Here is a 26,183-nt window from a genome sequence, read left to right as displayed (position 1 = left end):
GGGTGAGAGGCCGGACGGCTCCGTACGCCTCTCCCCTTCCCGCACACGGGCAGTGCGCCGCGCGGCCGGTTCCCGGTGACCCCATGTGGCCGCCTCGACGCGCGCGACGGCCGGAGCTCGCACATCCTCTGAGTGAACGCGAGCAATACGCGACGAAAGGGCTCGACATCATGGCCACGTTGTGCAGACCCGCGGTGTCCGTCCCCGAACATGTGATCACCATGGAGGAGACGCTCGAGCTGGCGCGGACCATTCACGCGGATCACCCCCAGCTCCCGCTCGCCCTGCGACTGATGGAGAACACCGGGGTCCGCAAGCGGCACATTCTCCGGCCCATCGAGGAGACGCTGAAGCACCCCGGCTTCGAGGAGCGCAACGCCGTCTACGAGGCGGAGGCGAAGGCCCGGGTGCCCGCCGTGATACACCGTGCGCTGGAGGACGCGGAGCTGCGCGCCGCGGACATCGACGTGATCATCTACGTGTCGTGCACGGGCTTCATGATGCCGTCCCTGACCGCCTGGATGATCAACACCATGGGCTTCCGCAGCGACACCCGCCAGGTGCCCATCGCACAGCTCGGCTGCGCGGCGGGCGGTGCGGCGATCAACCGGGCGCACGACTTCTGCAGCGCGTATCCGGACGCGAACGCCCTGATCGTGGCGTGCGAGTTCTGCTCGCTCTGCTACCAGCCCACCGACCTCGGCGTCGGGAACCTGCTGTCCAACGGGCTGTTCGGCGACGGGATCGCCGCCGCCGTCATGCGCGGCAAGGGCGGCACGGGGGTCTCGCTGGAGCGCAACGGCTCGTACCTGGTGCCGGAGACGGTCGACTGGATCGCGTACGACGTCCGGGCGACCGGGTTCCACTTCAAGCTGGACAAGCGGGTTCCCGGCACCATGGAGCCGCTCGCCCCGGCGCTCAAGGAGCTGGCGGGACAGCACGGGTGGGACGCCTCCGACCTGGACTTCTACATCATCCACGCCGGCGGGCCGCGCATCCTGGACGACCTGAGCAAGTTCCTCGGAGTGGCCCCGGAGGCGTTCCGCTTCAGTCGGGCCACGCTCACCGAGTACGGCAACATCGCCAGCGCCGTCGTCCTGGACGCGCTGCGCCGGATGTTCGACGAGGGCGGGACGCCGGAGTCCGCGCGGGGTCTGCTCGCCGGCTTCGGGCCGGGCATCACCGCGGAGATGTCCCTGGGCCGCTGGACGACGTCGGGTTCCTCCCGCGCCACCGGCGTCTCGGCACGGGGCTCCGTCCCGAAGACCACCGTCACGTCGAGGGCGTTCGTCGACGCGTACACGGACACGGAGGAGCCCGGCAGTGCTGGATGACACGACGACGACCGCCGAGGCGGAGCGGGAGGGGGCCGGCGGCGCCGGCCCGGCGCTGCCGCCCGTGCGGCACTGGCCGGCGCTCGACCTGTTCGGGGTGGACTTCGACCCGGTGCTGGCCGGGTTGATGGAGGAGGGGCCGGTCACCCGCATCAAGCTGCCGAACGGGTCGGGCTGGGCCTGGCTGGTGACGCGGTACGACGACGTGCGGGCGGTGACGAACGACCCCCGGTTCAGCCGGAAGCTGGTCGTGGAGAACGACGTCACGCGACTGGCGCCGCACTTCATCCCCGTCGACGGGGCGGTCGGGTTCGAGGACCCGCCGGACCACACGCGGCTGCGCCGCGCGGTGGCGCCCGCGTTCACCACCCGGGGCGTCGAGCGGCTGCGCGACCGGGCCCGGGAGATGCTCGACGAACTGGTCGCGGGCGTGCTGCGGGACGGGCCGCCGGCCGACTTCACGCAGCGGCTGCTCGGGCCGTTCCCCCTGGCCGTCGTGTGCGAGTTGATGGGGGTGCCGGCGGAGGACCGGCCGCGCATGCACGAGTGGACCAACCTCATCCTGTCGTCGGCGCAGGGCGCGGAGCGCAGCCAGCGCGCCAAGGAGGAGATGTGCGCCTACTTCGCCGAGACGATGCGGCGGCGGCGCGGCACCGGCGGCGAGGACGTCATCGGACTGCTGTCGACCGCGGTGGCGGCCGGGGAGATCACCGAATCGGAGTCGGTGGGGCTCGCGCTGCTCATCCAGATCGGCGGCGAGGCGGTCACCAACAACACCGGCAACATGCTGTTCATCCTGCTGACCCGGCCGGACCTCATGGACCGGCTGCGCGCCGACCGGGAGGGCCGGCCGCGGGCGATCGAGGAGTTGCTGCGGTACATCCCGCACCGCAGCGCGGTCGGGCTGTCGCGGATCGCGCTGGAGGACGTGACGGTCGCCGGTGTGCGGATCCGCGCGGGTGAGGCGGTGTACGTGTCGTACCTGGCGGCCAACCGCGACCCGGACGTGTTCCCCGACCCGGAGCGCATCGACTTCGACCGGGCGTCGAACCCGCACGTGGCGTTCGGGTACGGGCCGCACTTCTGCGTCGGCGCGATGCTGGCGCGGCTGGAGTCGGAGCTGCTGGTGGACGCGCTGGCGGACCGGTTCCCCGGGCTGCGCCTCGCGGTGCCGGCCCAGGAGGTCCGGTTCCGGCGCGGCGCGCTGATCCGGGGTCCGGAGTCGATGCCGGTGACCTGGGGATGAGCGCGCACGCGACGCCGGACGGGCTGCTGGTGCCGACCGGGCACGGCCGGACGCTCACCGCGCCCGCCCACCAGGTCACGTTCAAGGTCACGGGTGAGCACGCGCGGGCCGCGTCGAGCTTCGAGGTGGTCGTGCCGCCGGGGTTCGACGTGGGCGCCCACGTGCACGCGCACAGCGAGGAGCTGTTCTACCTGCTGGAGGGCGAGCTGGACGTGCTCGCCTTCGAGCCCCGGGTACGGACGCGGGACGACTGGCGCCACTGGGAGTCCCGGAGCGGGCGGCGGACGGTACGGGCGACGCCGGGCACGGTGATCGTGGTGCCGCCGGGCTGCCCGCACGCGTTCGCGAACCGTACGGACGAGCCGGCGAAGATGTTCTTCCAGGCGTCCCCTCCCCCGGACCACGAGCGGTACTTCGAGGAGCTGTTGGAGATCCTCGACGGGGGCGGGCCGCCGGACCACGCGGCGATCGCGGCGCTGCGGGCCCGGTACGACATCGAGCAGCTGACCCCGATGCGGCACGGCGCCTCGGCACGGTGACGGAGGGTCCATCCGGGGCCGCCGCGCGGGGACGCCGGGCAGGGGACGGGCACGCGTGGGCCCCGGGCCGCCCGTGGAGGCGGGCCGGGGCCTTCGGCCGTCAGGCCCGGGTCACGGGGTGGTCGCCCTCCCGCCCCGGCGGGCGCGGGCCGCGCCGGCGCGGCGCTCGCCCGTGGCGGCCATGGCCACGCCGAGCAGCAGGGCCACGACGCCGACGACGACGTTGTTCCACACGCTGCGGGTCGTGTCGACGTTTCCGGCGACGAGCCACGGCGAGATGATCGTGAAGGCGCCGATGGCCACGGCGCACCAGGCCATGGCGTGGGTCCGTTCGTACGCGGAGCCCAGGCCGCCCATGCACAGCGCGTAGGCGATGCCGAGGATCAGGTTGCACACGGCGAGGGCCGTGAGCCCGTGGAACCCCGCGATCCAGGGCGACGCGGCCAGGTACACGCCCGTGAGGAAGGCCAGTGCCTCGACGGCCTGACCGCGTGGGGTGCTGGTGGCCTTCTCGAACCGGGCGCGCATCTCGGCGACGTCGGGGTGATGCTCGATGGTCGGGTGGGTGGTCATCGGGGGCCCGCCTCCTGTAGAAGCCTTTATCTGCCCTTTACCACCATATAACGCCTGTTGGCCCATTTAGGTCAATAGGGACTTTTCCTACGAAGATGCTCACGACGGCTCGGCCCCCTGCGGGCGCCACCACCGGGGGCGCCACCACCGGGGGCACCGTCGCCGCGGACACCGGAGGGCTCACCCGCGGGCGCCGCAACCCGGGGCGGGCGCGCGACACCTCCGCGGCGCTTCGTCGTTGTCAGACGCGGGGGCGCGGTCGCGCCCCACCACGAACGCCGAACGACCGAGAGGGAACCATGAGCCTCCGTACCGCCGCCACCGCCGCCCTGGCCACGGCCGCCGGCGCGCTGCTCGCCGCCACCGGCACCGCGACCCCCGCCCAGGCCGCACAGGCCGCCCCGCAGGCACCGGAGGCCCCGGTGTCCTCGAGCGACGGCGTCGGCCTGCTGAAGAAGGACACCCTGACGCCCCGGTCCCTGACCGACTTCCTCCTCGGCAGCGGGAACTGACGGAGACGTCCCGAAAGCCCGCATGTGTACGGCGAGGAGCCGACCGGGTCGGTTACCGCCACGTTTCGGCCGTGTTACGACTCACACACCGCGCCGTTTCACGCATGATCCATCCTTGAACAGGACCGGTGACGGGGCGTCAACCTGCGGTGACGGCAGAGCACCTACCGAACGGCGACCTCGAAGCGCTGATTTCAGGTCAATGTTTGAAAAGGTGACAAAACCTGAAAACCTTCACTGAATGTGCGTCAATCGCCGCAAGAATGCAGGCTGTTCACGCACCCCGACCGAACGGGATTCGAAGGAAAGTGATGACCATGAGGCACATGCGGGCATCCATACGGCGTACCGCCGCCCTCGGGATGATCACCGCCGCAACGATGACCGCGCTGGCGCCGGCCGCCGCCGCCGTCCCGGAGCGGGCGAGCACCGACGAGTCGCGTCTGTACGCGCCGAACGCGCTGGTCCTGACCGTGTCGAAGGGCGAAACGGCCAAGACGGCGACGCCGCTTCGCGCGGTGACCCTCACCTGCGCGCCGACGCCGGGCGGAACCCATCCCGCGCCCGAGGAGGCCTGTGACGAGCTGCGCTCGGTCAACGGCGAGTTCTCCGCCTTGCGCGGGGGCGAGGAGCGTGCCTGCGTCAAGATCTACGACCCGCTCGTCGCCACCGCCGAGGGCGTCTGGGAGGGACGGCGCGTCGCGTACGAGCGCACGTTCGGCAACTCCTGCGTCCTCCAGACCGAGGGCGGCAGCGTCTTCTCCTTCTGAGCCCTGCCGCCCGGCCTCCCCGCGGCCCGCGCCCTCTCCCGGCATCCTCCCCCTGCCACGGAGACGGCGCGGGCCGTCGCCGTGCGCGGGGCGGGCCGGGTGGCCGACACTGGTGGAACGAAAGGGGCATGCGTCTCCACGGGTGTCGCCGCCGGCATCACCCGTGGGCACTGGCCCCGGTACGGGACCGGACCGTGAGCCGTGGAACGTGAGCCATGGATGTGGAGAGCGTCGCCGACGAGTTGTACGGGCTGCGGCCCACCGAGTTCACCGCGGCCCGGGAGCAGTGCGCCGCCCGGGCCCGCGAGGCCGGGGACCGCGAGCTGGCCGCCCGGATCCGGGCGCTGCGGCGCCCGACCCTGGCCGCGTGGGCGAGCAATCTGCTCGTACGGGCCCGGCCGGACGAGGCCCGGTCGCTCGTCGCCCTCGGGGAAGCGGCGCGGCGGGCCCGCCGGAGCCCCGGCGGCGTACGGCTGCGCGAGCTGGACCGGCGCCAGCACGACCTGGTGGCCGCGCTGGCGCGGGAGGCGCAGCGGCTGACGGCCGAGGCCGGGAAGGAGGTCGGGGACGCCGTCCGCGAGGAGGTCGAGGCGACCCTGCGGACGGTGCTCGCCGACCCGGGGGCGGCCGGGGCGTGGCTGTCGGGCCGCCTCAGCAGGGCACTGGGGGCACCGGTCGGCGCCGAAGCGGCCGGGGCCTCCGACGACGGCGTACCGGGGCGCCCTCCCGTGGCCCCCACCGCGCCCACCGGTACGGAGGGGGCTTCCGCCGCCGGGAAGGCCCCCGGCCCGCGCACCGGCCCGTCCCCGGCCGGGCCCCGGGGCGGTGCGCGGGCCGGGAGCGGCGACAGCGGCGGTACGGGCCGCCCTGACCCGGCCGCGGCCCGCCGGACCCGGCGGGAGCAGCACGAGGCGGAACAGCACGAGGCGGAGCGGCGGCGGGCCGAGGGGGAGGCGGCCGCCGCCCGGCGGGAGGCGGCGGCGCGGGAGGACGAGGCGCGCCACGCCCGGGACGCGCTGGAGGGCGCCGAGCAGCGGGCGCACGAGGCGGATCTGCGGGCGGAGGAGCTGGTCGCGCGCCTGAAGGAGGCGCAGGCCCGCAAGGAGGCCGCGCACGGCGCCGTGCGCCAGGCCAGGGAGCGGGCCCTGGAAGCGGAGCGGGCCGCCCGGCGGGCCGCGAAGCACGCGCAGGAGGCCATCGGACGGCTGGGCCGGTGAGCCGCGGGTCTCGGGCGCTGCGGGGGGCCTGTGGGCGGGGCGGGGAAGACCACCACGACGCGGGTTCCGGGCGCTGCGGGGGGCGGGCCTACGGGCGGGCCGCCGGGGCCGTGGTCGTGGCCGGGGCGGACGGCGCGGGGTCCGGAGAGCGGTGGGAGAAGCGGTGGAGGTAGCGGACCTTGATGCACAGCGACCACGGGTCGATCGGCTTGACCAGGAGGTCCGCCGCGCCCAGCCGCATCGCCGCGCGGGACAGTTGGGCGTCGACGCCCAGGCCGGTCACGAGGATGACCGGAATGCGGCGGGTCTGCTCGAGCCGCTGCATGTAGCGCAGCACGTCGAGGCCGCTCACCCCGGGCATGACCACGTCCAGGACCGTCACGGCGACGCCGCCGCGCAGCACGGCCTTGAGGGCGGCGTCGCCGCTGGTCGCGAATTCCAGGGGGTAGCCGAGCGGCGAGAGGGCGCTGTGCAGCGCGAACAGGTTGTCCTCGCGGTCGTCGACCAGGAGGACCTTCTCTGCGGCGGGCAAGGGACCTCACCTCCGCTCCGTGGAGCCGGGCCGGCCCTTCACCGCCCCCGTGTCCCCTCCAGGATGCCCTCCGCGGCACGCGGACGGCAGGGGCCCGGCGGGACGGGCCCGGCGGGGTGGCCGAACCCGTCTCCCGGAACCGCGGGGACGCCAGTCGGGCGAGGGCTCTGACCCACCAGCGGCGTCACCGCGTCGCCTCCTCGCCGTCAGGCGAGGAGGCGTTCCAGTTCGGCCAGCTCCGCGTCGTCGAACGGCGCGGCGTCGAGGGCGCCGAGGTTCTGGTCGAGCTGGCGCACGCCGCTCGCGCCGACGAGGACGGACGTGACGCGCGGGTCGCGCAGGATCCAGGCGAGGGCGAGCTGCGCCAGGGTCTGGCCGCGGCCGGCCGCGAACGCGTTCAGCGCGCGCAGCCGCTTCAGCTTGTCGTCGGTGAGCGCGTCCCGCTTGAGGAAGTGGCCGATGGCCATGCGGGAGTCGGCGGGTACGCCCTCCAGGTAGCGGTCCGTCAGCTGGCCCTGGGCGAGCGGGGAGTACGCGATCACGCCGGCGCCGACCTCGGCGGAGGCGGCGATCAGCCCGTTCTGCTCGATGGTGCGGTCCAGCATGTTGTAGGCGTGCTGGTTGATCAGGAGCGGGGTGCCCAGTTCCTTGAGGACGGCGGCCGCGCGGGTCATCTGCTCGGGGCTGTAGTTGGAGAGGCCCGCGTAGAGCGCCTTGCCCTGGCGGACCGCGGCGTCGAGGGCGCCGACCGTCTCCTCGACGGGCGTGTCGGGGTCGGGCCGGTGGGAGTAGAACACGTCGACGTAGTCGAGGCCCGTGCGGGTCAGCGACTGGTCGAGGCTGGCGAGCAGGTACTTGCGGGAGCCCCACTCGCCGTACGGGCCCGGCCACATGTCGTACCCGGCCTTCGTCGCGATGAACAGCTCGTCGCGGTACGGGCGGAAGTCCTGGGCGAAGAGGGTGCCGAAGTTCGCCTCGGCGCTGCCGTAGGGCGGGCCGTAGTTGTTCGCGAGGTCGAAGTGGGTGACGCCGCGGTCGAAGGCGTGGCGCAGGACGGCGCGCTGCGTCTCCAGCGGGGTGGTGTCGCCGAAGTTGTGCCACAGGCCGAGGGACACCTGCGGCAGCAGGACGCCGCTGTGGCCGCACCGCTGGTACCGCATGGTGGTGTAGCGGTCTTCGGCGGCGCGGTAGGGGGCCGGTCTCACGAGGGGTCTCCTGCCTCTGCGGGGTGGGGCGACGGCGGGCCCGGGGTGGCCGTGGGGCTCCGCCGGCCCGCCTGTTCGACGAGGTTAACCCGTGTGCGGCGGGCCGGTGCGGGCGGGCCGGGCCCGCCGGTGGCTCAGGGGCGGTAGACGGCGCCGGGTTCGGGCTCGGCGGGGGCGAGGAGCTGCGGCACGGTGACGAAGGTGAAGCCGCGTCCCTTCAGTTCGTCGATGATGCCGGGGACCGCGGGGACGGTGCCGTCGTAGATGTCGTGGAGCAGGATGATGCCGTCCTTGCCGGCCCCGGCGAGGGTGCGCTCGCGGATCAGGTCGGAGTCGGTCGTGGCGTAGTCCTTGGCGGTGACGCTCCACAGCACCTGGGAGAGGCCCAGTTCGCGGCAGATCTCGGTGACCGTCTCGTCGGTTCGGCCCTGCGGGGGGCGCATCAGGGTCGGCTTGCGGCCGGTGAGGCGCTGGAGGGCGTCCTGGGTGCGGGTGAGCTCCTCGCGTATCTCGTCCGGTTCGATGTCGGTGAGGACGCGGTGGGTCCAGGTGTGGTTGGCGACCTCGTGGCCCTCGGCGGCGATGCGGCGCACGACGTCGGGGTGACGGTCGATGTGCTTGCTGCCGAGCAGGAAGAACGTGGCGGGGACCTGCTTCTCCCCGAGGATGTCGAGGAGCCTCGGGGTGTCCTTGCCCGGGCCGGCGTCGAAGGTCAGGGCTATGCACTTCGCCTGCCGGCAGTCGACGGGCCGCGGCGCCTCCCCCTTGGCGTCCTCGCGCACGTCGGCGGGGGCGACGGTCTCCACCGAGCAGCCGCCCAGGACCAGGGCGAGCGTGGCAGCGGCGGCGAGGACGGCGGCCGTACGGCGGCGGCGCGGCGTGCGGGCGGGGCGCGCGGACGACGGGGAGGGCAGCGGAAGCGGCACGGCGCAGCTCTCTTTCGATGGGGTCGAAGCGACCCGGTGAAGGCCGCGCGCCGCACTCTACACAAGGTGTATACACGTGGTTTATAGAAGGGTGGGGAAACGCGGGCGCGCCGACCCGGGGTCGGCGCGCCCGCGGTGGCCGGACGCCGTGGCCGTCCGGCGGGGCGTCAGCTCAGCGGGGAGCGAGGAGCAGGCGGCACTCCGTCTCGTGCTCGCCGGAGACGTGCTGGGTGGACCGCACGTCGAAGAGGTGGCCGAGGGCCTTCGCGACCTCTTCCACCGCGTGGTGGTCCCCGGTCAGCAGCGCCTCGACCGGCGAGCCGAGCCGCGGCGCGGCGGTGGGTTCGCCCGAGCGGGCGGAGCTGTCGAACGTGGCCATCCACACGGTCGGCTCGCGCCCCGCGGACTGCGGTGCCACGTCCTCGCAGCCGGCGAAGACGCCGTTCAACGCCTCGAAGACCGCCTTCGCGTCCGCGCGGTCGCAGTCGCTGAGCTGGACGGTGACATCGCAGTCGGCGGGGTGCTCCCCCGCGCGCCGGTTCGCCGTGTCCTTTCCCGGGTCGCTTGCCATGGCGTTCTCCACGTCCTTCCGTCGGGTCCTTCGCAACGAGTACCCGTCTTCCCCGCGTCCCCACGGATGGCACCTGTGTGCCACTCCGCTGGCGGACGGGCACGGCGCGTGTTTGCGGGGAGACATGCCTGGTACCGGGGTGGGACCAACGGGGGCCACCGCAAGGCACCGACGAGAGGAACGGCCATGCCCGCAGGATCCAGCTCCAAGCGCGAGCGGCAGTACGAGCACATCAAGGACAGCGCCCGCGACCGCGGCGAGGGCGAGAAACGCGCCAAGGAGATCGCCGCGCGCACGGTCAACAAGGAGCGGGCGCGCAGCGGTGAGGCGAAGTCGTCGGGCGGGTCCTCCGGCAAGGCGTCGTCACGGGACGCCTCGTCGTCGAAGCGGGGCGGTGGCTCGGGGGGCGCCACGTACGACGAGCTGTACGCCGAGGCCAAGAAGCGCGACATCCCCGGCCGGTCCTCGATGAACAAGGCGGAGTTGCAGCGCAAGCTCGGCAGGTGACCCGGTCGCGGCCCGCCGTGTCACGCGGCGTCCCCGCCGAACGGGCTGTCGTCCAGGTGGGCGAGCAGGTCGGCGGGGTCGGCGTACAGGGCGGCCGCTCCCGCGTCGGTGAGGTCCGCGCGGGGGATGCCGCCGCAGAGGAGGCCCACGCAGGTGACCCCGGCCCGGGTGCCGGCCTTCATGTCCCAGACCGTGTCGCCGACGAACACGGACCGGTCGGCGGGTGCGCCGGCCAGCTCCAGGGCGTGCCGCACGGGGTCCGGGGCCGGCTTGCCCTCCTCGGTGTCGTCGGCGGCGGCGACGGCGGTGACGGCGTCGTCCGCGTCGATGGCGCGGCGGAGCGCGGCGAGTTCGGCTCCCCCGGCGGACGTGGCCAGGACGACGGTCCAGCCGCGTGCGGCGAGGGTCCTCAGCAGGCGGCCGGCGTCCGGGAAGGCGGGCAGGCGGTCGGAGTACGTGCCGTAGAGCGCCTTGTGGGCGGCGCTGATCGAGGCGTCGGCGCCGCGGTCCCTGCCGGGGTCGAGGAGGTGCTCCACGAGGTCCTCGGCGCCGAGCCCGACGGCCCGGTGGACGGCGTGCATCGGCACCTGGTGTCCGGCCTGCCGGAACGCCTCCCACCAGGTCGTGACGTGGAGGTGGTTGGTGTCGGCGAGGGTGCCGTCCACGTCGAACACGGCGGCGCGGGTCATGAGGGATCCTCTCTGTACGGCGGGTACGTCTGTGCTCCGGCTTCCCGGCTCCGGGCCCCTCAGCCCTCGACGCCGGTCGCGTCGTGGGCGGCGCCGACCGGTTTCGACTCCGGGGAGCCGCGCTGCCGCAGGTATACGGAGAAGATCGCCATCGAGCCGATGGCGAGGAGCTCCGACTGCCAGTTCTGGAGCGTGCGGCTCCAGAAGTCGGGCGCGGCGAGGTACTCGGACCAGGGCAGCGGGCTCTGCAGTTCCCGCAGCCTCTCCTCGCCGTACGCGGCGGCGCCGCTCACGGACTGGACGTACCAGGAGCCGAGGAAGACCGCGCACATCCAGATGCCGAGGGAACGCGAGTACAGGGCCTGCCGCAGGCCGCCCGCGCCGGCCCAGCGCGGGGACCGGGGGGTGGCGTGGCGGCCGACGCGCTGGTCCTCGTCGGACTCGGTTCCGGCCTTGTGCATCTCCTTGGACTCCGGGGAGCCCCGCTGGAGCAGCCACACCGTGCCGAAGAGGTAGAGGAAGAACTGCAGGTACTCGGACTGCCAGTTCTCGGTGACGGCCACGGCGAAGTCGGCCGACGCGAGGTAGCGGGCGAAACCGACGGGTTCGGCCCCCAGGGAGCGCATCTCCTCGTTGTACTGCGCCCGTCCGGCGACCGCCTGGCAGGAGACGGTGACGAGGAACCCGGTCCCGAAGGCGAGGGAGAGGCCGTTGTCCCGGGCGAAGCGGAGGAGACGGTTCACCGGTGGGCCGCCCCGAGCACGCCGAAGTAGACGAGGCCGCAGGCGAGGGTGAGGGCGTACAGCGTGAACATGGTGCGCACGGCGGGGTCACTCCTCTTTCACACGGCAGTCGTAGGGGCGCTCCGGGCGGGGTGCGCAACCGGCCGCCCGGACCTTCCAGCCGTCCGGGAACCGGGTGACGAAGTACGTGTCGTGGTCCAGGACGACGCGGGCCTGGTGGCCGTACACATCGGTGGTGCGGACCCGCCCGGGGGCGGGCAGGGCGGCGTCGGACAGCCCGGCCTCGCAGGACGGGCCGGGGTCCTGGGCGAGCGCCTCGCGGGTCGCCGGGGCGAGGAGCCGGCACGCGGCGGCGTGGCCGGCGCCCTCGGCGTGACGGGCGAAGCTGAGGGCGGCCCCGGTGACGGCGGCGCGTTCGGCTTCGAGGGTGGAGCAGCCGGTGAGGGCGGCGGCCGGGGCGAGGAGCGCGAGGACGGCGGGGAGACGGCGCACGGGGCTCGGCTCCTTTCCGCACCCGGCCTCGCGGGGCCTTCCCGGAGGCGTGGGTACGAGCATGGGGGCGTGGCGGCCGTCGGTCACGTCACGGTGGCGCGACACCCGGTGAGCTTCCTCCTGCTGCCGTATCGCCGGTGGCGGACACGGCGTCCCGGGGTGGAGCGCGTCCGGGTGGCTGGGGCGCGCCGGAGGGGGTACCTGCAACACGTCGGAGCGACGACGGGAGGGCGAGATGCCTGGTCGGGAGCGCGGCTCCTCGAAGGAGACGGGCGGCGTGCCCGGCTCCCCGGAGACCGGGGAGCCGGAGAACGGGCTGTGGCGGGGCCGGCGCGAGACGCCGGAGGAGCGGGCGGACCGGCGGTGGAGCGAGCTGGTCCAGGAGATCCGGGTCGCGCAGACGGGGGTGCAGATCCTGTTCGGCTTCCTGCTGACGGTGGTCTTCGCGCCCCGGTTCGCGGACCTGTCGGACGTGGACCGCGGGATCTACATCATCACGGTGGTGCTGGGCGCGGCGGCGACGGGCGCGCTGATCGGGCCCGTGTCGTTCCACCGCCTGGTGTCGGGCCGCAGGATCAAGCCGCAGACGGTGGCGTGGGCGTCACGGCTGACGTTCACGGGACTGGTGCTGCTGCTGGCGACGATGGTGTCGGCGCTGTTCCTGATCCTGCGGGTGGCGACGCACGACGGCTACGTGCCGTGGCTGGTGTCGGGGGTGGCCCTCTGGTACTTGGTGTGCTGGTTCGTGCTGCCGATGTGGGCGCGGCACCGCTACACGACGCGTGACTGAGGGCCCGCCAGGACCTGGTCGATCGTGTCGGCCTGGGCGGCGGGCTTGTCCGGGCGGTGCCGTACGACGCGGGCGAAGCGGAGGGTGACCCCGGCCGGGTAGCGCGGGGAGCGTTGGAGGCCGTCGTAGGCGACCTCGACGACCAGTTCGGGCCGTACGCGGACGGTGAAGCCGTCGTCGGAGACGGCGAGCTCGCGCAGCCGGTCCGTCTGCCGGCGCAGCATCGTGTCGGTGAGGCCCTTGAAGGTCTTGCCGAGCATCACGAAGGTGCCGTCGGCGGCGCGGGCGCCGAGGTGGAGGTTGGACAGCAGCCCGGTGCGCCGCCCGTGGCCCCACTCGGCGGCGAGGACGACCAGGTCGAGCGTGTGGACCGGTTTGACCTTCAGCCAGGAGCGCCCGCGCCGGCCTGCGCCGTACGGCGCGTCGAGGGCCTTGACGAGGACGCCTTCGTGGCCCCGGTCGAGGGTGTCGGCGAAGAACGCCTCGGCGGCGGCGCGCTGCGCGGGGTCTGCGGGGTCGGTGACGACGGTCCGCCGCACGCGCAGGGGTTCGGGGACGAGCCGGGCGAGCTCCGCGTGCCGCTCCCGGCCCGGCAGGTCCAGCAGTACGGCCCCGTCTGCGGCGAGGACGTCGAAGAACACGGGCGACACGGGGCGGGCCGCCGCGGCCGCGGCCACGTCGAGGCGTGAGCCCACGCGGGAGGCGGTCTCCTGGAACGGGACGGGGCGGCCCGAGGCGTCCAGGGCGATCACCTCGCCGTCCAGGACGAACGCGTCGCCGGGGATGGCGCGGGCGACGGCGCGGACCTCCGGCAGACGGTCGGTGACCTCGTCGAGGGAGCGGGTGTAGATCCGCACGTCGTCGCCGGCGCGGTGCACCTGGACGCGAATGCCGTCGAGCTTCTCCTCCACGGCGCACGGCCCGAGCGAGGCGAGCGCGTCGGTGACGCTCTTGGCGGTGTGGGCGAGCATCGGCTGCACGGGCGTGCCGACGCGGAGGCGGAACCGCTCCAGGGCGGCCGGTCCCTCGGAGAGGAGCGCCGTGGCGACCCTCGGCAGGGACCCGTCGAGCATCACCGCGCGGCGCACGTCGGCGGCCGGGGCGCGGGCCGCCCGGGCGACGCCCTCCAGGGCGATCGCGTCCAGGGCCCCCTGCCGGACCTCGCCGGTGAGCAACCGGAGGAGGAACCGCTGTTCGGGGGCGGTGGCGGCGGCCATGAGCTCGTGGACGAGGCGCCGCCGCTCCGCTTGGGAACCGGGCCCCGTGACGCGGGCGAGCGCGGTCAGCGCGGCGTCCGTGCCGGCGACGGTGAGGGTGGCGTGGCCGGCGGGTGCGACGGGGTCCTTCAGGGCGCTCCAGCCGACGCCGATCCGGCCCTGCGGGAGGCGGCCCGCGAGGTACGCGATGACGAGGGGGGCCTCCGCGGGCGGTGTCGCGGAGAACAGGTCGGCCAGCACGGCGATCTTGCGGGAGCGCGCCGGGGCGGCGGCGACCTGCTCGGAGACGTCTGCGAGTCGGGCCAGCAGCATGCGGCCATGGTGCCCGCCGCGCGCGCCGGCCGCACGCGGGAGCGGCTCGTGGCGGGCGCGGTGCCTGCGGTGCGTGCGGTGAACGTCGCGCGGGGGATGTCGGCACGTGGTGGAGGATCAAGCCGCCCGTCTCCCTTCCTTCACCCAACTCCCCTAACCTTCCGGCGACTTCATTGGGTTCGACCGGGAAGCAGGGGACGTTATGGGCGTGTTGGTGCGTTCTGCGGGGGCCGCCGTGGCAGCGGGGATGTTGGTACTGGGTGCCGGTCCGGGCGCGGCGGTCGCAGCCGACCCGGTCCGGCTGCCGTACGGCGCGTCGACGTCGGTGGGGGTCCACAACGCGTACGAGAAGGACAAGTACCGGTACTTCGCCGACGCCCTGGACTCGGGCGCGGGCATGCTGGAACTCGACGTGTGGACCAACGCGTTCGGCCGGTCCTGGCGGGTGTCGCACAGCAACCCCCTCGGCAACGACAACAACTGCGAGAACGCCGCGCACGCGGGTGAGCTGCGCACCAAGGCCCGGAACCAGGACCTCGGCGGCTGCCTCGCCGACATCCGCGCCTGGCACGACGCCCATCCGGGGCACCGGCCGGTCCTGCTGAAGATCGAGCTGAAGGACGGTTTCCAGGACCGCTACGGGCGGGGGCCCGCCGCGTTGGACGCGCTGCTGACGGCGCGGCTGGGTGACGCGCTGTTCCGGCCGGCCGACCTGGTCGGCGGGCACCCCGACCTGGACACGGCCGTCCGCACGGACGGCTGGCCCACCCGCGACCGGCTGGCCGGCAAGTTCGTCGTCGAGCTGATTCCGGGCACGGTGGAGGAGGACAACCCCGCCGACTCCCTGTGGACCGACCTCGAGTACGCCACCCACCTGCGGAACCTGGCGGCCGCCGGGCGGCTGCGGGAGGCCGGCGCGTTCCCCGCGGTGCACGGGGCGCAGGCCGGCGACCCCCGCCTGCGGTACGCGGACGCCGGAGTGCGGCCGTGGTTCGTGGTGTTCGACGGCGACGCGTCGGTGTACGCGGGCGGTTCGGTGGACACCTCCTGGTACGCGCGGCGGAACTACCTGGTCGTCATGACGGACGCGCACAACGTGACCCCGGCCATCGACGGCACCAGCCCGACGGAGGCGCAGGCCCTCGACCGGCTCGCCCTGCTGGCCGGGCGGCACGCCAGCGTCGTGTCGGCCGACTGGTACCCCCTGCCCGCCGTGCTGTCGACGGTCGTCCCCCGCGCGGGCGCGTAACACAGTCACCCCACCCGGGGCCGCCGCAGGCCGAGCCGGGCGAGGAACGCCGTACGCGGCGCGCCCGGACGGCGCGGCCCCGTGGGTCCGGGCGGCGCTTCCGCCCGCCGCCCGCAGGCCCGGCGCGGGACGCGTCCGGCGGCTTTCGCGGTCCCGGCGGGTTCACGGGCCGCCGTCCGCCCGGGGCGCGCGGCGGCCACCGTGTCGGCGGGAACGGCGTCCGCCCCGGGCCTCGCCCCCGTGGCCGGTGCGGCCTGCGCACGTGGTCGCGCCTGCGCCGGCGTCCCCTCCGCGCCGACCGCGGGGGCCGCACCGGGGCCGGAGGCCGGGTGCTGCGCCCGGGCGGCCCGGAGGGCCTCGGCGAGCTCCGTGCGGAGTTCCGCCAGTTCGTCCGGACCGTCGGCGACCAGGAGCCGGTCGGCGACGGCGCGGGCGGCGGGCGACTCCGGGTGGCCGTGCGGCGGCGCGGGGCGGAGCCGCTCCAGACGGGCCCGCTCGTACGGGTCCGGAACGGTCTCGGCCAGGTGGAGCGGGTCGAGGAACGAGGCGAGGACCGCCGCGCCCTCCCAGGCGCCGGGCGCCCGGCGGAGCAGCAGTCCGCGGCGGCGGGCCCGCCACGCGCGCGGCCGGGCGTCCTCGCCCGCCTGGAGCCGGTCCCGCAGGTCGGCCGGCACCCGTCCGGCGAGGAGCCCCGGGTGGCGTGCCGCCGCGTCGAGGACCTCGCGGGCGAGATAGAGCCAGACGACCGCGCGGTACCGGTTGAGGTAGTACGCGACCGGTGTGAAATGGCCGGTTCTCGCCAGCCTGGTGAAGCGGCCGGCCGTGATGCCGACCAGTTCGGCCGCCTGCGCCGTGCCGACCGTGCGGACCCGATCGCGCAGGCCCGCCGGGAAGCCCGGCTCGGCGCGGAGCCGGTCGAGCTCCTCCTGCGGCACCCTGGGGCGTCCGCCCGCCGGCCCTGGCACGATCCGCACGTGCCCCAGATGCACCGCGAGGTCGAACTCGCTCCTGCGCAGCGCGAGTTCCTGTGCCGCCCTGCCATAGGCGACGGTGTGCGCGACCCGTTCGGCCGTCATGTCGACCCCCCTACCCTTCGACTACTCTCTGTGACGAAGGTAGCGGAGTCCGTCCCCTCCCGCCCGAGCCTGTGGAAAACTCCACGCGAGCGTGGCGGGGCCGGGCAGGGCCGCCGCCGGAGGCGGTGACGGAGACCGGTCCTAGGCCGGGCCCGGTGTGCTCGGGCGGCGTGAGGCCACGGCCAAGTGCTCCCCGACGCGGTTGACGAGCAGGGTCATCTCGTACGCGACATGGCCCACGTCCGCCTCGGCGGCGCTGAGGACGCACAGGCAACTGCCGTCGCCGGCAGCGGTCACGAAGAGCAGCGCGTCGTCGAACTCCACCATGGTCTGGCGCGCCTCCCCCACCCGGAAGTGGAGTCCGGCGCCCCGGGCGAGGCTGTGCAGGCCCGACGAGACCGCCGCGAGGTGCTCGGCGTCCTCCCGGGCCAGGCCGCTGCTGGTGGCGGTCACGAGTCCGTCGTTCGAGAGCAGCAGGGCGTGGCGTATGCGGGCGACGCGCTTGGTCAGGTCGTCCAGGAGCCAGTCGAGTTCCTTGTCGAGCGCCATGCTCGGTCCTCCCCGTTCTCGTATGTCCCCGTTTTCCCCGTGTCCGCGTAAGCCTTACCCACCAAGGTGGGCGGGGCAAGCACCCTCCCGGTCACCGGGTCACGGCGCGGGGGCGGTCACACGGGCGCGGGGAGACGTCCCGTGCGTACCAGGCCGGCCGGAGGCGGCGCGGTCCGTGCTCCCGGGGCCCGGGGCGGTGGCGCGGGGAGGGACCCCGCTCGGGGCACGTGCGAAAGCCGACCGGACGCGACCGGACCCCTGCGGAGCGACGTCCCCGGACGATCGCGCCCGCTCGCGCGTGCGCCCGGGATGCCGCACGGAAAGTGGGAGATCATGAGGGTGTGGACAGTGACCGCAGGGACGTTCAGGAGTTCTTCGCCGCGCGGGCGGCCGACTGGGACGCGCGCTTCCCCGACGACGGCCCGGCGTACGCGGCGGCGGTCACCGGCATCGGGCTCCGGCCGGGCGACGCCGTACTGGACGCCGGCTGCGGAACCGGGCGGGCGCTGCCGGCGCTGCGCGACGCCGTGGGCCCCGGCGGCACGGTCGTCGGCGTGGACCTGACCCCCGCGATGCTGGAGGCGGCGGTACGCGCCGGCCGGGACGACAGCGGGGCGCTGCTGCTCGGTGACGTGGGCCGGCTGCCGCTGCGGGACGGCGTCTTCGACGCGGTGTTCGGCGCCGGTCTGGTCTCGCACCTGTCCCGGCCCGCCGAGGACCTGCGGGAGCTGGCACGCGTGGTGCGGCCGGGCGGGCGGCTGGCGCTGTTCCACCCGGTCGGGCGGGCCGTTCTCGCCGCGCGCCACGGGCGGCCGCTCACCGGCGACGACCTGCGCGCCGAGGCGAACCTGCGGCCGCTGCTCTCCGGTTCGGGATGGCGGCTGGTGTCGTACGTGGACGAGGACAGCCGCTTCCTGGCGCTGGCCGAACGCGCGGCCTGACCTCGCCGCGCGTAACCCGCGCGGCCTCGCCGGGGTCGCGTCCAGCGCGGCGATCGCCCTCTCCGCGCGCGGCCCGGCCTCTTCGCGCGCGTGGGGGCGCCCTTCTGCCCCCGGGGCCGTCCGACTTACGTTGGACGTGACGAAACGGCAGGCAGCGGCGACGCGTTCGCCGCACGGGAAGGTGGACTCCATGTTCAGCAGACTGCGTACGTTCCTCCCGTTCCCCGCACAGGCCCGCCAAAGCGCGCAGACGCCGGACGGCGGGGGCGGCGCCCCCAGGCGGCAGCACAACATCTTCGAGGCCGCGGCCACCTATGTCGCCGCCTGCGCCGACGACGACGAGGACGCCATGGAGGAGGCGGCGGGGTGGGTGTCGCCGGAGGCACTGTCGTTCGGCGTCCAGGAGCTGGCCTGCCGTGCGGTCATAGCCCTCGCGCGCGAACGCGACGAGTCGCCGGAGACGGTGGCGCGCGGCCTCCTCGGGCTGCCGTCCGCCTGAGTGTCGTCCCGACTCTCGACGGCGGGGTTACTCGCTGGTTAAGGTGCGCCGACCGACCTCGTACGGCGCTCGACGGACGCGTCGCGGGGCTGTTTCGACTGGACGACGGGAGGCCGCCGTGACCGGGACGGACGACGAGCGCACGGGCGCCGGGGCGGGTGGACCTGCCGGAACCGTGGCCGGCGCCCCGGCCGGGGGCGGGGACGGCTCCCCGGGCGGGGTCGGCGCCGACGACGCGCTGTACGTGCTGACCGCCGTGCTGCTCACCCCCGCGCAGTTCCCCAGCGTCCTCGGCGACGACTACCCGCAGGCGTGCCGGGCGCTCGGCCTGGAGCCGTACGCCGAGGGCTACGGGCTGGTGCTCGGGCAGGACGGCGAGGGGGCCCGCTGGACGGTCGCCGTGGACGACGTGTCGCTGGTCGCGGTCGCGATCGCCGCGTGGGACTGCGGCATGGAGTACGACCTCTCCCCCGGCGAGCGCAGCGTCGTCGCCGCGCTGCCGGGGTGGCCGCTGGCCCTCACGGTCGCGGCGCCGGGCGTCCCGGCGCCGCACGACCCGGAGACGGCGAAGGGAGATCCGCCCCCGCTGTCACCGCCCGACGACTCGGCGTGGGGACCCGCCCAGCGGCGGCTCGGCGCCGACGAGATCGCCCTCCGGTGGGCGGCGTGGCGCGAGCAGCTCGGGGACGACGACTTCGCCCCGGCCGACGCGCGCCCCCCGGCGGACGGCCCGGCAGCCGGCCCGGCGGGCGGCCGGCCGCCGGGGACCGGTCCGGACGGTGCCTCGCCGGACCGTGCCGGCGGATTGGGCCCCCACGCGGCCGTGCGGCGGGTGCTGGAGGAGGTGCGGGCGTATCTGGAGGACCCGCCGCCGCCCGGGCGGGTGCGGTCCACCTTCGCGCCCGGCGGGGCGCGGACGCTGCGGGTGGACGGGCCGGGGTGGTCGCTGGTCGGGCGGACGGACGACATCGCGTTCGTCCTGGTCGACGAGCGTCCCGGCGAGGTGCTGCCCGTGGGGCGCGGCGCGCGCCTGCCGGGACTGCTGGCGGGCCTCGACGCCATGGCCGTCCGCCCGGGTTGACCGGGCCCGTCCCGTACACCCGTCCCCCCAGGAACCCGTGGCGGGTGTGTCGGACGTGTGGGACCAGCGACGGGTGGACAGCACCAGACGGTAGCCGTCCGGGTCCTCGACGGTGACGCCCCAGCGGTCCCCGTACGGATTGTGGGCCGGGACGCGCCGGCCGCCGTGCTGTTCGAGGCGGGCCACCAGGGCGTCCGGGACCGGGCCGTCGAGGTAGACGACCAGCAGGTCCTCCGGGGTCGGCCGCGGGGCCACGGCCGCGGTCGGGTCGTGGACCGGTTCCAGGTGCCAGCCGGTGTCGGGCCGGCCGACCATCAGCAGAGTGTGGTCGCCCGGTGTGCCGTCCCCCCGGTGGCGCCAGAGCTCGCTGAGTCCCAGCCCGAAGGTCCAGAAGCGTGCGGCGACGTCGAGGTCGAGGGAGGGGCGGGCGATGCGGATGTGCGCGGTGGCGTCTGCGGGCACGGGGCGAACCTACGGAGCCGGAGGCGCTGACGCATCGGGCGCCGGACGTAGGATCTCCCGCCGAGCCGCGCACGACGCGCCGCGCCCACCGCGGGGGCGTCGCGGCCCCGCCCGGCCGCCGCCCTGGCTCAGCGGCCGATCTCCCGCCGCGCGGCCACCCGCCGCAGCCGGCGCCGCTGGCCGGGGTCGAGGGCCAGATACGCGAGGACGGGCACGCCCACCACGACCAGCAGGGACATCCAGAAGCCGATCAGGGGCATCAGCAGCAGCCCGACGGCCACTCCCCCGATCACGATCTTCGTTCTCGTCGACATGGACGCCTCCTTCTCGGCTGCCTATCGGGTGAACGCCCGGCGGCCCGGCACGGTTCCGGCCGTCGTACGAACGGGGGCGCCGCTCAGGCGGCGGCGCGCAGCGGTTCGCCGACCGCGTGCAGATGGCCGAGCACCTGCCGGTAGGAGTCGACCGCGCCCGTCTCCGTGTACGGGACGCCGAGCGCCCGGCAGTGCGCGCGGACCAGGGGCCGCGCCAGGCGGAGGTGCGGCCTCGGCATGCTGGGGAACAGGTGGTGCTCGATCTGGTAGTTCAAGCCGCCCAGCAGCCAGTCGGTGACGGCGCCGCCGCGGACGTTGCGCGAGGTGAGGACCTGTTTGCGCAGGTGGCCCCAGTCCTCGGCGGCGCCGTCCTCGCCGGGCATCGCCATGCCCTTGTGGTTGGGCGCGAACGCCAGGCCCAGGTGCAGCCCGAGGAGCATCTGGTGGACGGCCGCGAAGACCAGCGCCCGCCCCAGGGGCATCGTGGCGAGCAGCAGCGCGCCGTAGCCGGCGACGTGGGCGAGGAGGAGACCGCCCTCGGCGGCGCGCCCCCGCCGCGTGCCGCGCCGCCCGCGCGCCGAGAACACCGCCCGGAAGCCGTACAGCTTGAGGGCGAGCCCTTCGAGGGTGGTGAGGGGGAAGAACAGCCATGCCTGGTGGCGGGTGAGCCAGCCGCGCAGGCCGCTGCGGCCACCCGCCTGGTGGCGGGCGAACACCAGGACGTCCGGGGCGACGTCCGGGTCCTTGTCGATGTGGTTCGGGTTCGCGTGGTGCCGGTTGTGCTTGTCGTTCCACCACTCCTGGCTCATGCCGAGGAGCAGGTTGGCGTGCACGATCTGGAGCAGGTGGTTGGTGCGGCGCCGGGAGGCTATCTGCGCGTGCCCGGCGTCGTGGGCGACGAAGCCGGCGCGCGCGGAGAACACGGCCAGCGGCACGGCGAGCAGCAGCGCCCAGGGCGAGTCCCCGAAGAGGGCGAGCGCGGTGGCGACGGCGGCGAGGGCGAGGAGGTTGACGGTGATCCCCGCGGCGTACCAGCCGGGACGCCGTTCCAGGAGCCCCTGCTCCCGGACCGCGCGCAGGAGGGGGGTGAACTCGCTGCCGCCCCCGCGGACGGGGGCCGAGATCCGCTCCGGCGGGGCGGCGGTGGCCTGTGGCATGGCTGTCTCCGGTCTGTGGGCCGAGGGTTCGGCAGGATGCGGGCGGGGTGCGCCGGCCTCGCGGGGGTGGTGGCCTGGAGGGCCGTTGCGCCGGGCGGCGTCGTGCCATGAGCCTAGGGACGGAGCGACGTCCCGGACCATGGCGGCAGCACCCGGTCCGGGTGGGGGCCACCCCCTCGGGCGGGGTGGTGCTCGCGCCACCCCCGGAACGCCTCTGTGAGCCGGCTCACGCGCGGAACGCGTTCTTCCGACTGTCGCGTCCTGTACTCTCGGCCCTTCCGCATTCAGCTAGTCAAATTTGAGGACTGCAACAGCACTGTGCACTGGGACCCCACTCTCTCCGGCCTCGCCCGCTGCTCCACCGTCTTCCTGTCCGCCGACCCCGCGCGCACCGGCCGCGTCGCCTTCTGGGCGCCCGACGGCGAACCGCTGCCCGAGCGATCCGGCCCCGGCACCGTCGAGGAGGTGGACGTCGTCGCCGACGACGCCCTCCCCCGGCGCGTGACGGCCCTCTGCCTGCCCGTACGCGACGCCCTTCCGCTGCTGGCGCGGACGGGTGCCGGGTCCGCCACCGACCCGTCGCCGTCCTGCGCCTTCTGGGGAGCGGCCGCCCTGCTCGCCCTCCACGTCGTCGCCCGCGGCCGGCTGCTGCCCGGTGTGACCGAGGCGGGGTACGACGCGTGGCGGGCCGGACCGCTCGCCCCCGAGGACCTGGAGCGGCTGCGGACGCTCGCCGCGTCGATGCCGCCCACCGCCCACGCCGTGCCCGTCGGCACGGCCGCCGACGGGGCGGTGCTCCTGCCCGACCCCGAGGCGCTGCTGCGCGCCTTCCTGGACGCGGTGGCAGACGTACTGCCCCGCACCCCCGCGGCCCCGCTCGCCACGGGCGGCGCGCCGTTCGCGGAGGACGGGCCGCAGCACGTGCCGGAGCTGCGCGAGTGGGCCGCCGACGTGGCGGCCGGGCACGACGCGGGCGTACGGCTCTCCCTGCGGATCGAGGTGACGGGCCTGGACGGCGACGCCGCCACCGACGAGACCGCCGTCGCCGGAACCGGCGCGGGCGGCCCCGTCTTCCGCGCCGTGCCGCAGGTGCACCACGCCGGTGACGCCGCGCTCGTCGCGGACGCCGCGCACGTGTGGTCGGGTGCCGCGGGCGCGGCGTTCGGGGCGTCGGCCCACCGGGACGCGCTGCTCGCGCTGCGCCGCGCCGCGCGCGTGTGGCCCGCCCTGTCGCCGCTGCTGTCGACGGCCGTACCGGACGCCCTGGAACTGGCCGACGAGGAGGTCGCCGAACTGCTGGGCGGGGCCGGGAGGGCGCTCGCGCACTCCGGTGTCCAGGTGCACTGGCCCAAGAGCCTGGCGCGGACACTGACCGCGAAGGCCGTCGTCGGGCCCGCGCACGGCGAAGGGGGCGGCGGCCCGTACGGGCGGGACTCCGCACTGCCGTCGTTCCTGTCCGCCGATGCGCTGCTGGCCTTCGACTGGCGCTTCGCCCTGGGCGAGCGGTCCGTCGATCGCGCCGAGCTGGACCGGATCGCCGAGGCCGGCCGGCCCCTGGTGCGGCTGCGCGACCAGTGGGTGCTGGTCGACCCCGAGGAGGTACGGCGCGCCCGCGAGCAGCGGGACCGCGGGATGACCCCCGTGGAGGCGCTGGGCGCCGTACTGGCGGGCACGACCGAGGTGGGTGGGCGGCCGGTCGTCGTCGAGGCGTCGGGATGGCTGCGGGAGCTGCGGGACCGGCTCGCGGACCCGGAGGGCGGCCACCAGGAGATCGGCCGGCCCGTCGGACTTGCCGCGACTCTGCGCGACTACCAACTGCGCGGCCTGAACTGGCTGCACCGCATGACGTCCCTCGGGCTCGGCGCCTGCCTCGCCGACGACATGGGCCTCGGCAAGACCATCACCCTCATCGCGCTCCACCTGCACCGGCAGACCGATCCGGCAGCCGCCGGGCCGACGCTCGTCGTCTGCCCCACGTCGCTGATGGGCAACTGGCAGCGGGAGATCGAGAAGTTCGCGCCCGGCACCCCCGTGCGCCGCTTCCACGGGCCCCGCCGCGACCTGGACGGCGTCACCGGCGGCTTCGTGCTCACCACGTACGGGACGATGCGGCTCGACGCCGAGCGCCTCGCGCGCGTGGACTGGGGCATGGTCGCCGCGGACGAGGCGCAGCACGTCAAGAACCCCTACTCGGCGACCGCCCGGCAGTTGCGCGCCATCGGCGCGCGGGCGCGCGTCGCGCTGACCGGCACACCGGTGGAGAACAACCTCTCCGAGCTGTGGGCGATCCTCGACTGGACGACGCCCGGGCTGCTCGGCCGCCTCGGCACGTTCCGCGGCCGGTACGCGCAGGCCGTCGAGGGCGGTGCCGACCCGGCGGCGGCCGAGCGGCTGTCCCGGCTGGTCCGGCCGTTCCTGCTGCGCCGCCGCAAGTCCGACCCGGGGATCGCGCCGGAACTGCCGCCGAAGACGGAGACGGACCGCGCGGTGGCCCTGACGAAGGAACAGGCCGGTCTGTACGAGGCGGTGGTGCGCGAGACGCTCGCCGCGATCGCCGGGGCGGACGGCATGGAGCGGCGCGGCCTGGTCGTCACGCTGCTGAACGCGCTGAAGCAGATCTGCAACCACCCCGCGCAGTACTTGAAGGAGGAGGGCGCGCCGCGGCTCGCGGGGCGCTCCGGCAAGCTGGAACTGCTGGACGAGCTCCTCGACACGATCCTCGCCGAAGGCGCGGGCGTGCTGGTCTTCACCCAGTACGTGCGCATGGCCCGGCTGCTCCAGGACCACCTCGCCGCTCGGGGCGTACGGGCGCAACTGCTGCACGGCGGCACGCCGGTCGTGGAGCGCGAGGCGATGGTGCGCCGATTCCAGGACGGCGAGGTGCCGGTGTTCCTGCTGTCGCTGAAGGCGGCGGGCACGGGGCTGAACCTCACGCGTGCGGAGCACGTCGTGCACTACGACCGCTGGTGGAACCCGGCCGTGGAGGCGCAGGCCACCGATCGGGCGTACCGGATCGGGCAGACGCGGCCCGTGCAGGTGCACCGGCTGATCGCCGAGGGCACGGTCGAGGACCGCATCGCGGACATGCTGGCGCGCAAGCGGCGGCTGGCGGACTCGGTACTGGGGGGCGCAGGGGAGGCGGCCCTCACGGAGCTGTCCGACGCCGAACTGGCGGAACTGGTGCGGCTGCGCGCGACGGACGGCGGATACGACGCGGACGACGGGCACGGCGGATACGACGGAGGCAGCTCCGCGGGGCACGGCGGAACGGACGCCACGGACAGGGCGGATGCCACGGCCGGGACGGACACCACGGACGGGACGGACGGAGGGCGCGGACGATGAACGGTGCCTACGAGGACGAGACGACCTTCGACGCCCTGCCGCCCGCCCCCGGGCGCGGCTTCGCGGAGACCTGGTGGGGCCGGGCGTGGCTGAAGGCCCTGGAGGACACGGCGCTCGACGGTCAGCAGCTGAAGAAGGGCCGCGCACGGGCGCGCGCCGGCGCGGTGGGTGCCGTGACGGTGCGCCCCGGGCGGGTCACGGCGGTCGTCAAGGACCGGGACGGTACCGCGTACCGGGCCGACGTGCTGGTGCAGGAGCTGCCGGACGCGGAGTGGGACCGGTTCCTGGAGACGGCGGTGGAGCGGGCCGGGCACGTCGCCGCGCTGCTCGACCGGGACATGCCGCCGCACCTGGTCGAGGACGCCGCGGCGGCCGGGGTCGACCTGCTGCCGGGCCTGGGCGACCTGGACGCGGAGTGCGCGTGCGGGGCGTGGGACCACTGTCCGCACACGGCGGCCCTCTGCTACCAGGTGGCTCGGCTGCTCGACCGGGATCCGTTCGTGCTGCTCCTGGTGCGCGGGCGCGGCGAACGGCGGCTGCTGGAGGAGCTGACGGCGCGCGGCACGGTACGGGCCGGTGCGGAGGACGCGGTGGTGGAGCCGGAGGGCGTACGGGCCGACGAGGCGTTCGCGACGGGCGGCATCCTGCCCGCGCTGCCGTCGCCGCCGCCCGTTCCCGAGCAGCCGGGCGGGCCGCCGTCGCTGGACGCGGAGACGGATCCCGGGGCGGACGTGGACCCGTCGGGACTGGAGCTGCTGGCCGCCGACGCGGCGTGGCGGGCGCGGCGGATGCTGGCGGAGGTGCTGGCCGGTGCGGACTCCCCCGGCGGGGGAACCGGACGGGGTCCCGGTGGGGAGTTCGGCGACGCGCCGCTGACGGTGACTCAGGACGCCGTCCGGCTCGCCGCGACCGCCGCGGCGCCCGTGCCCGGGGTCGTGGCGCGGCTCGCGGCGGGGACGGGGCGGGACCCGGTGGACATGGACCTCGCCGTACGGGCGTGGCGGCTGGGTGGCGCGGCGGCCCTCGCGGTGTTGGAGGAGGAGTGGGTGCCGGAGCCCGCGCCGGCGGCCCGCGCCGAGGCGCTCGTCGCGGCTGCCGGGGAGGACGGCGGGCGTCCCGTGCTGCGGGCGCTGGGCGGCGCGCGTTGGGCCGGACCGGGGGGCGACGTGCAGGTGCGGCTCGGCCGGGACGGCCGCTGGTGGCCGTACCGGCGCGAGCAGGGCCGGTGGGCGCCCGCCGGCCCGGCGGGCCGCGACCCGGGCGCGGTGCTGGCCGCCCTGCTGGAGGGGGACGACGCGGGGTGACGGGACGGCGGACGACGGCCGCGCCGAGCGG

27 protein-coding genes and 1 pseudogene are annotated in these 26,183 nt (G+C 75.1%); 14 read left to right on the top strand and 14 right to left on the bottom strand.

Annotated features, from left to right (window positions below; translation table 11 throughout):
- Window positions 1-170 precede the first annotated feature (170 nt).
- The 3 genes from AC07D6_RS25795 to AC07D6_RS25785 are packed head-to-tail and all read left to right on the top strand — an operon-like array spanning window position 171 to window position 3,119.
- On the top strand, window positions 171-1,334 hold the full coding sequence (locus AC07D6_RS25795; RefSeq protein ID WP_315881329.1) for a type III polyketide synthase: 1,164 nt from the start codon (window positions 171-173) through the stop codon (window positions 1,332-1,334).
- A 55-nt stretch (window positions 1,335-1,389) separates the two neighbouring features.
- Window positions 1,390-2,580 (top strand): cytochrome P450, encoded by a 1,191-nt coding sequence (locus tag AC07D6_RS25790; RefSeq protein ID WP_315881339.1) that lies wholly within the window; start codon window positions 1,390-1,392, stop codon window positions 2,578-2,580.
- Complete coding sequence (locus AC07D6_RS25785; RefSeq protein WP_479048093.1) at window positions 2,577-3,119, top strand: cupin domain-containing protein; 543 nt, start codon at window positions 2,577-2,579, stop codon at window positions 3,117-3,119. The genes AC07D6_RS25790 and AC07D6_RS25785 overlap by 4 nt, the downstream gene beginning before the upstream one ends.
- 111 nt (window positions 3,120-3,230) lie before the next feature.
- Here the strand turns inward: AC07D6_RS25785 and AC07D6_RS25780 are convergent, their stop codons facing one another.
- Window positions 3,231-3,692 (bottom strand): SPW repeat protein, encoded by a 462-nt coding sequence (locus tag AC07D6_RS25780; RefSeq protein ID WP_315881331.1) that lies wholly within the window; start codon window positions 3,690-3,692, stop codon window positions 3,231-3,233.
- Between the two features lie 299 nt (window positions 3,693-3,991).
- Here AC07D6_RS25780 and AC07D6_RS25775 point away from each other — a divergent pair, with 299 nt between their 5' ends.
- The 3 genes from AC07D6_RS25775 (at window position 3,992) to AC07D6_RS25765 (ending at window position 6,191) form a co-directional block, all read left to right on the top strand.
- Window positions 3,992-4,204: a hypothetical protein gene (locus AC07D6_RS25775; protein WP_315881332.1), complete on the top strand. Its 213-nt coding sequence runs from the start codon at window positions 3,992-3,994 to the stop codon at window positions 4,202-4,204.
- Window positions 4,205-4,530: 326 nt separating this feature from the next.
- Window positions 4,531-4,974, top strand: coding sequence for a subtilase-type protease inhibitor (locus AC07D6_RS25770; protein ID WP_479048089.1), 444 nt, complete (start codon window positions 4,531-4,533; stop codon window positions 4,972-4,974).
- A 215-nt stretch (window positions 4,975-5,189) separates the two neighbouring features.
- Window positions 5,190-6,191 carry a hypothetical protein gene (locus AC07D6_RS25765; protein WP_479048086.1) on the top strand — a complete coding sequence of 334 codons (1,002 nt, stop codon included), beginning with the start codon at window positions 5,190-5,192 and terminating at the stop codon, window positions 6,189-6,191.
- 88 nt (window positions 6,192-6,279) lie between these two features.
- Here AC07D6_RS25765 and AC07D6_RS25760 read toward each other — a convergent pair whose 3' ends face one another.
- The 4 genes from AC07D6_RS25760 to AC07D6_RS25745 all read right to left on the bottom strand — a co-directional run bounded on the left by AC07D6_RS25760 (window position 6,280) and on the right by AC07D6_RS25745 (window position 9,425).
- The gene (locus AC07D6_RS25760) at window positions 6,280-6,723 is read right to left on the bottom strand and encodes a response regulator (protein ID WP_479048084.1); all 444 of its coding nucleotides are present in this window, start codon (window positions 6,721-6,723) and stop codon (window positions 6,280-6,282) included.
- Between the two features lie 206 nt (window positions 6,724-6,929).
- On the bottom strand, window positions 6,930-7,883 hold the full coding sequence (locus AC07D6_RS25755; RefSeq protein WP_479048259.1) for an aldo/keto reductase: 954 nt from the start codon (window positions 7,881-7,883) through the stop codon (window positions 6,930-6,932).
- A gap of 179 nt (window positions 7,884-8,062) precedes the next feature.
- Window positions 8,063-8,854, bottom strand: a complete 792-nt coding sequence (locus AC07D6_RS25750) for a polysaccharide deacetylase family protein (protein ID WP_479048082.1) — start codon at window positions 8,852-8,854, stop codon at window positions 8,063-8,065.
- A gap of 172 nt (window positions 8,855-9,026) precedes the next feature.
- Complete coding sequence (locus tag AC07D6_RS25745) at window positions 9,027-9,425, bottom strand: hypothetical protein (protein ID WP_315881617.1); 399 nt, start codon at window positions 9,423-9,425, stop codon at window positions 9,027-9,029.
- 186 nt (window positions 9,426-9,611) lie between these two features.
- On the opposite strand from AC07D6_RS25745, the gene AC07D6_RS25740 reads away from it, so the two are divergent.
- On the top strand, window positions 9,612-9,932 hold the full coding sequence (locus AC07D6_RS25740; protein ID WP_479048079.1) for a plasmid stabilization protein: 321 nt from the start codon (window positions 9,612-9,614) through the stop codon (window positions 9,930-9,932).
- A gap of 20 nt (window positions 9,933-9,952) precedes the next feature.
- Here AC07D6_RS25740 and AC07D6_RS25735 read toward each other — a convergent pair whose 3' ends face one another.
- The 3 genes from AC07D6_RS25735 to AC07D6_RS25725 form a co-directional block, all read right to left on the bottom strand.
- Window positions 9,953-10,621 (bottom strand): HAD family hydrolase, encoded by a 669-nt coding sequence (locus AC07D6_RS25735; RefSeq protein WP_479048076.1) that lies wholly within the window; start codon window positions 10,619-10,621, stop codon window positions 9,953-9,955.
- A gap of 59 nt (window positions 10,622-10,680) precedes the next feature.
- Window positions 10,681-11,364 (bottom strand): DUF6766 family protein, encoded by a 684-nt coding sequence (locus AC07D6_RS25730; RefSeq protein ID WP_315881614.1) that lies wholly within the window; start codon window positions 11,362-11,364, stop codon window positions 10,681-10,683.
- 87 nt (window positions 11,365-11,451) lie between these two features.
- Entirely contained in the window at window positions 11,452-11,856 is a 405-nt protein-coding gene (locus AC07D6_RS25725; RefSeq protein ID WP_479048074.1) for a hypothetical protein, read from the bottom strand.
- A gap of 235 nt (window positions 11,857-12,091) precedes the next feature.
- Between AC07D6_RS25725 and AC07D6_RS25720 the strand changes: the two genes are divergently transcribed.
- Window positions 12,092-12,646, top strand: a complete 555-nt coding sequence (locus tag AC07D6_RS25720) for a DUF6328 family protein (RefSeq protein ID WP_479048071.1) — start codon at window positions 12,092-12,094, stop codon at window positions 12,644-12,646.
- On the opposite strand, the gene AC07D6_RS25715 is transcribed toward AC07D6_RS25720, so the two are convergent.
- Window positions 12,628-14,175 carry an ATP-dependent DNA ligase gene (locus tag AC07D6_RS25715; protein WP_479048068.1) on the bottom strand — a complete coding sequence of 516 codons (1,548 nt, stop codon included), beginning with the start codon at window positions 14,173-14,175 and terminating at the stop codon, window positions 12,628-12,630. The two genes, AC07D6_RS25720 and AC07D6_RS25715, sit on opposite strands and share 19 nt — an antisense overlap.
- A 202-nt stretch (window positions 14,176-14,377) precedes the next feature.
- Here AC07D6_RS25715 and AC07D6_RS25710 point away from each other — a divergent pair, with 202 nt between their 5' ends.
- Entirely contained in the window at window positions 14,378-15,424 is a 1,047-nt protein-coding gene (locus tag AC07D6_RS25710; RefSeq protein WP_479048065.1) for a phosphatidylinositol-specific phospholipase C domain-containing protein, read from the top strand.
- Window positions 15,425-15,429: 5 nt separating this feature from the next.
- On the opposite strand, the gene AC07D6_RS25705 is transcribed toward AC07D6_RS25710, so the two are convergent.
- Window positions 15,430-16,500 (bottom strand): DUF6397 family protein, encoded by a 1,071-nt coding sequence (locus AC07D6_RS25705; RefSeq protein ID WP_479048064.1) that lies wholly within the window; start codon window positions 16,498-16,500, stop codon window positions 15,430-15,432.
- A gap of 141 nt (window positions 16,501-16,641) precedes the next feature.
- Window positions 16,642-17,049 (bottom strand): roadblock/LC7 domain-containing protein, encoded by a 408-nt coding sequence (locus AC07D6_RS25700; RefSeq protein WP_315881603.1) that lies wholly within the window; start codon window positions 17,047-17,049, stop codon window positions 16,642-16,644.
- 341 nt (window positions 17,050-17,390) lie between these two features.
- Here AC07D6_RS25700 and AC07D6_RS25695 point away from each other — a divergent pair, with 341 nt between their 5' ends.
- The 3 genes from AC07D6_RS25695 to AC07D6_RS25685 all read left to right on the top strand — a co-directional run bounded on the left by AC07D6_RS25695 (window position 17,391) and on the right by AC07D6_RS25685 (window position 19,570).
- Window positions 17,391-17,990 (top strand): class I SAM-dependent methyltransferase, encoded by a 600-nt coding sequence (locus AC07D6_RS25695; protein ID WP_315881602.1) that lies wholly within the window; start codon window positions 17,391-17,393, stop codon window positions 17,988-17,990.
- 190 nt (window positions 17,991-18,180) lie between these two features.
- A complete protein-coding gene (locus tag AC07D6_RS25690; RefSeq protein ID WP_315881601.1) occupies window positions 18,181-18,489 on the top strand; it encodes a hypothetical protein in 309 nt (102 codons plus the stop codon).
- Between the two features lie 175 nt (window positions 18,490-18,664).
- On the top strand, window positions 18,665-19,570 hold the full coding sequence (locus AC07D6_RS25685) for a hypothetical protein (protein ID WP_479048257.1): 906 nt from the start codon (window positions 18,665-18,667) through the stop codon (window positions 19,568-19,570).
- 57 nt (window positions 19,571-19,627) lie between these two features.
- Here AC07D6_RS25685 and AC07D6_RS25680 read toward each other — a convergent pair.
- The 3 genes and pseudogenes from AC07D6_RS25680 to AC07D6_RS25670 all read right to left on the bottom strand — a co-directional run.
- Window positions 19,628-20,032, bottom strand: a pseudogene (locus AC07D6_RS25680) (VOC family protein); the annotation flags it as partial.
- Between the two features lie 128 nt (window positions 20,033-20,160).
- On the bottom strand, window positions 20,161-20,346 hold the full coding sequence (locus tag AC07D6_RS25675) for a hypothetical protein (protein WP_479048060.1): 186 nt from the start codon (window positions 20,344-20,346) through the stop codon (window positions 20,161-20,163).
- A gap of 83 nt (window positions 20,347-20,429) precedes the next feature.
- Complete coding sequence (locus tag AC07D6_RS25670) at window positions 20,430-21,503, bottom strand: acyl-CoA desaturase (RefSeq protein WP_479048058.1); 1,074 nt, start codon at window positions 21,501-21,503, stop codon at window positions 20,430-20,432.
- 318 nt (window positions 21,504-21,821) lie between these two features.
- Between AC07D6_RS25670 and AC07D6_RS25665 the strand changes: the two genes are divergently transcribed.
- A complete protein-coding gene (locus AC07D6_RS25665; protein WP_479048056.1) occupies window positions 21,822-24,848 on the top strand; it encodes a DEAD/DEAH box helicase in 3,027 nt (1,008 codons plus the stop codon).
- Complete coding sequence (locus AC07D6_RS25660; protein WP_479048054.1) at window positions 24,845-26,152, top strand: SWIM zinc finger family protein; 1,308 nt, start codon at window positions 24,845-24,847, stop codon at window positions 26,150-26,152. Before AC07D6_RS25665 ends, AC07D6_RS25660 begins: the two co-directional genes overlap by 4 nt.
- Window positions 26,153-26,183 lie beyond the last annotated feature (31 nt).

It is taken from the genome of Streptomyces sp. NPDC045287, from assembly GCF_056432325.1.
Note: the sequence above shows the minus strand (reverse complement) of the source record. Positions and strands in the feature narration are given on the sequence as shown.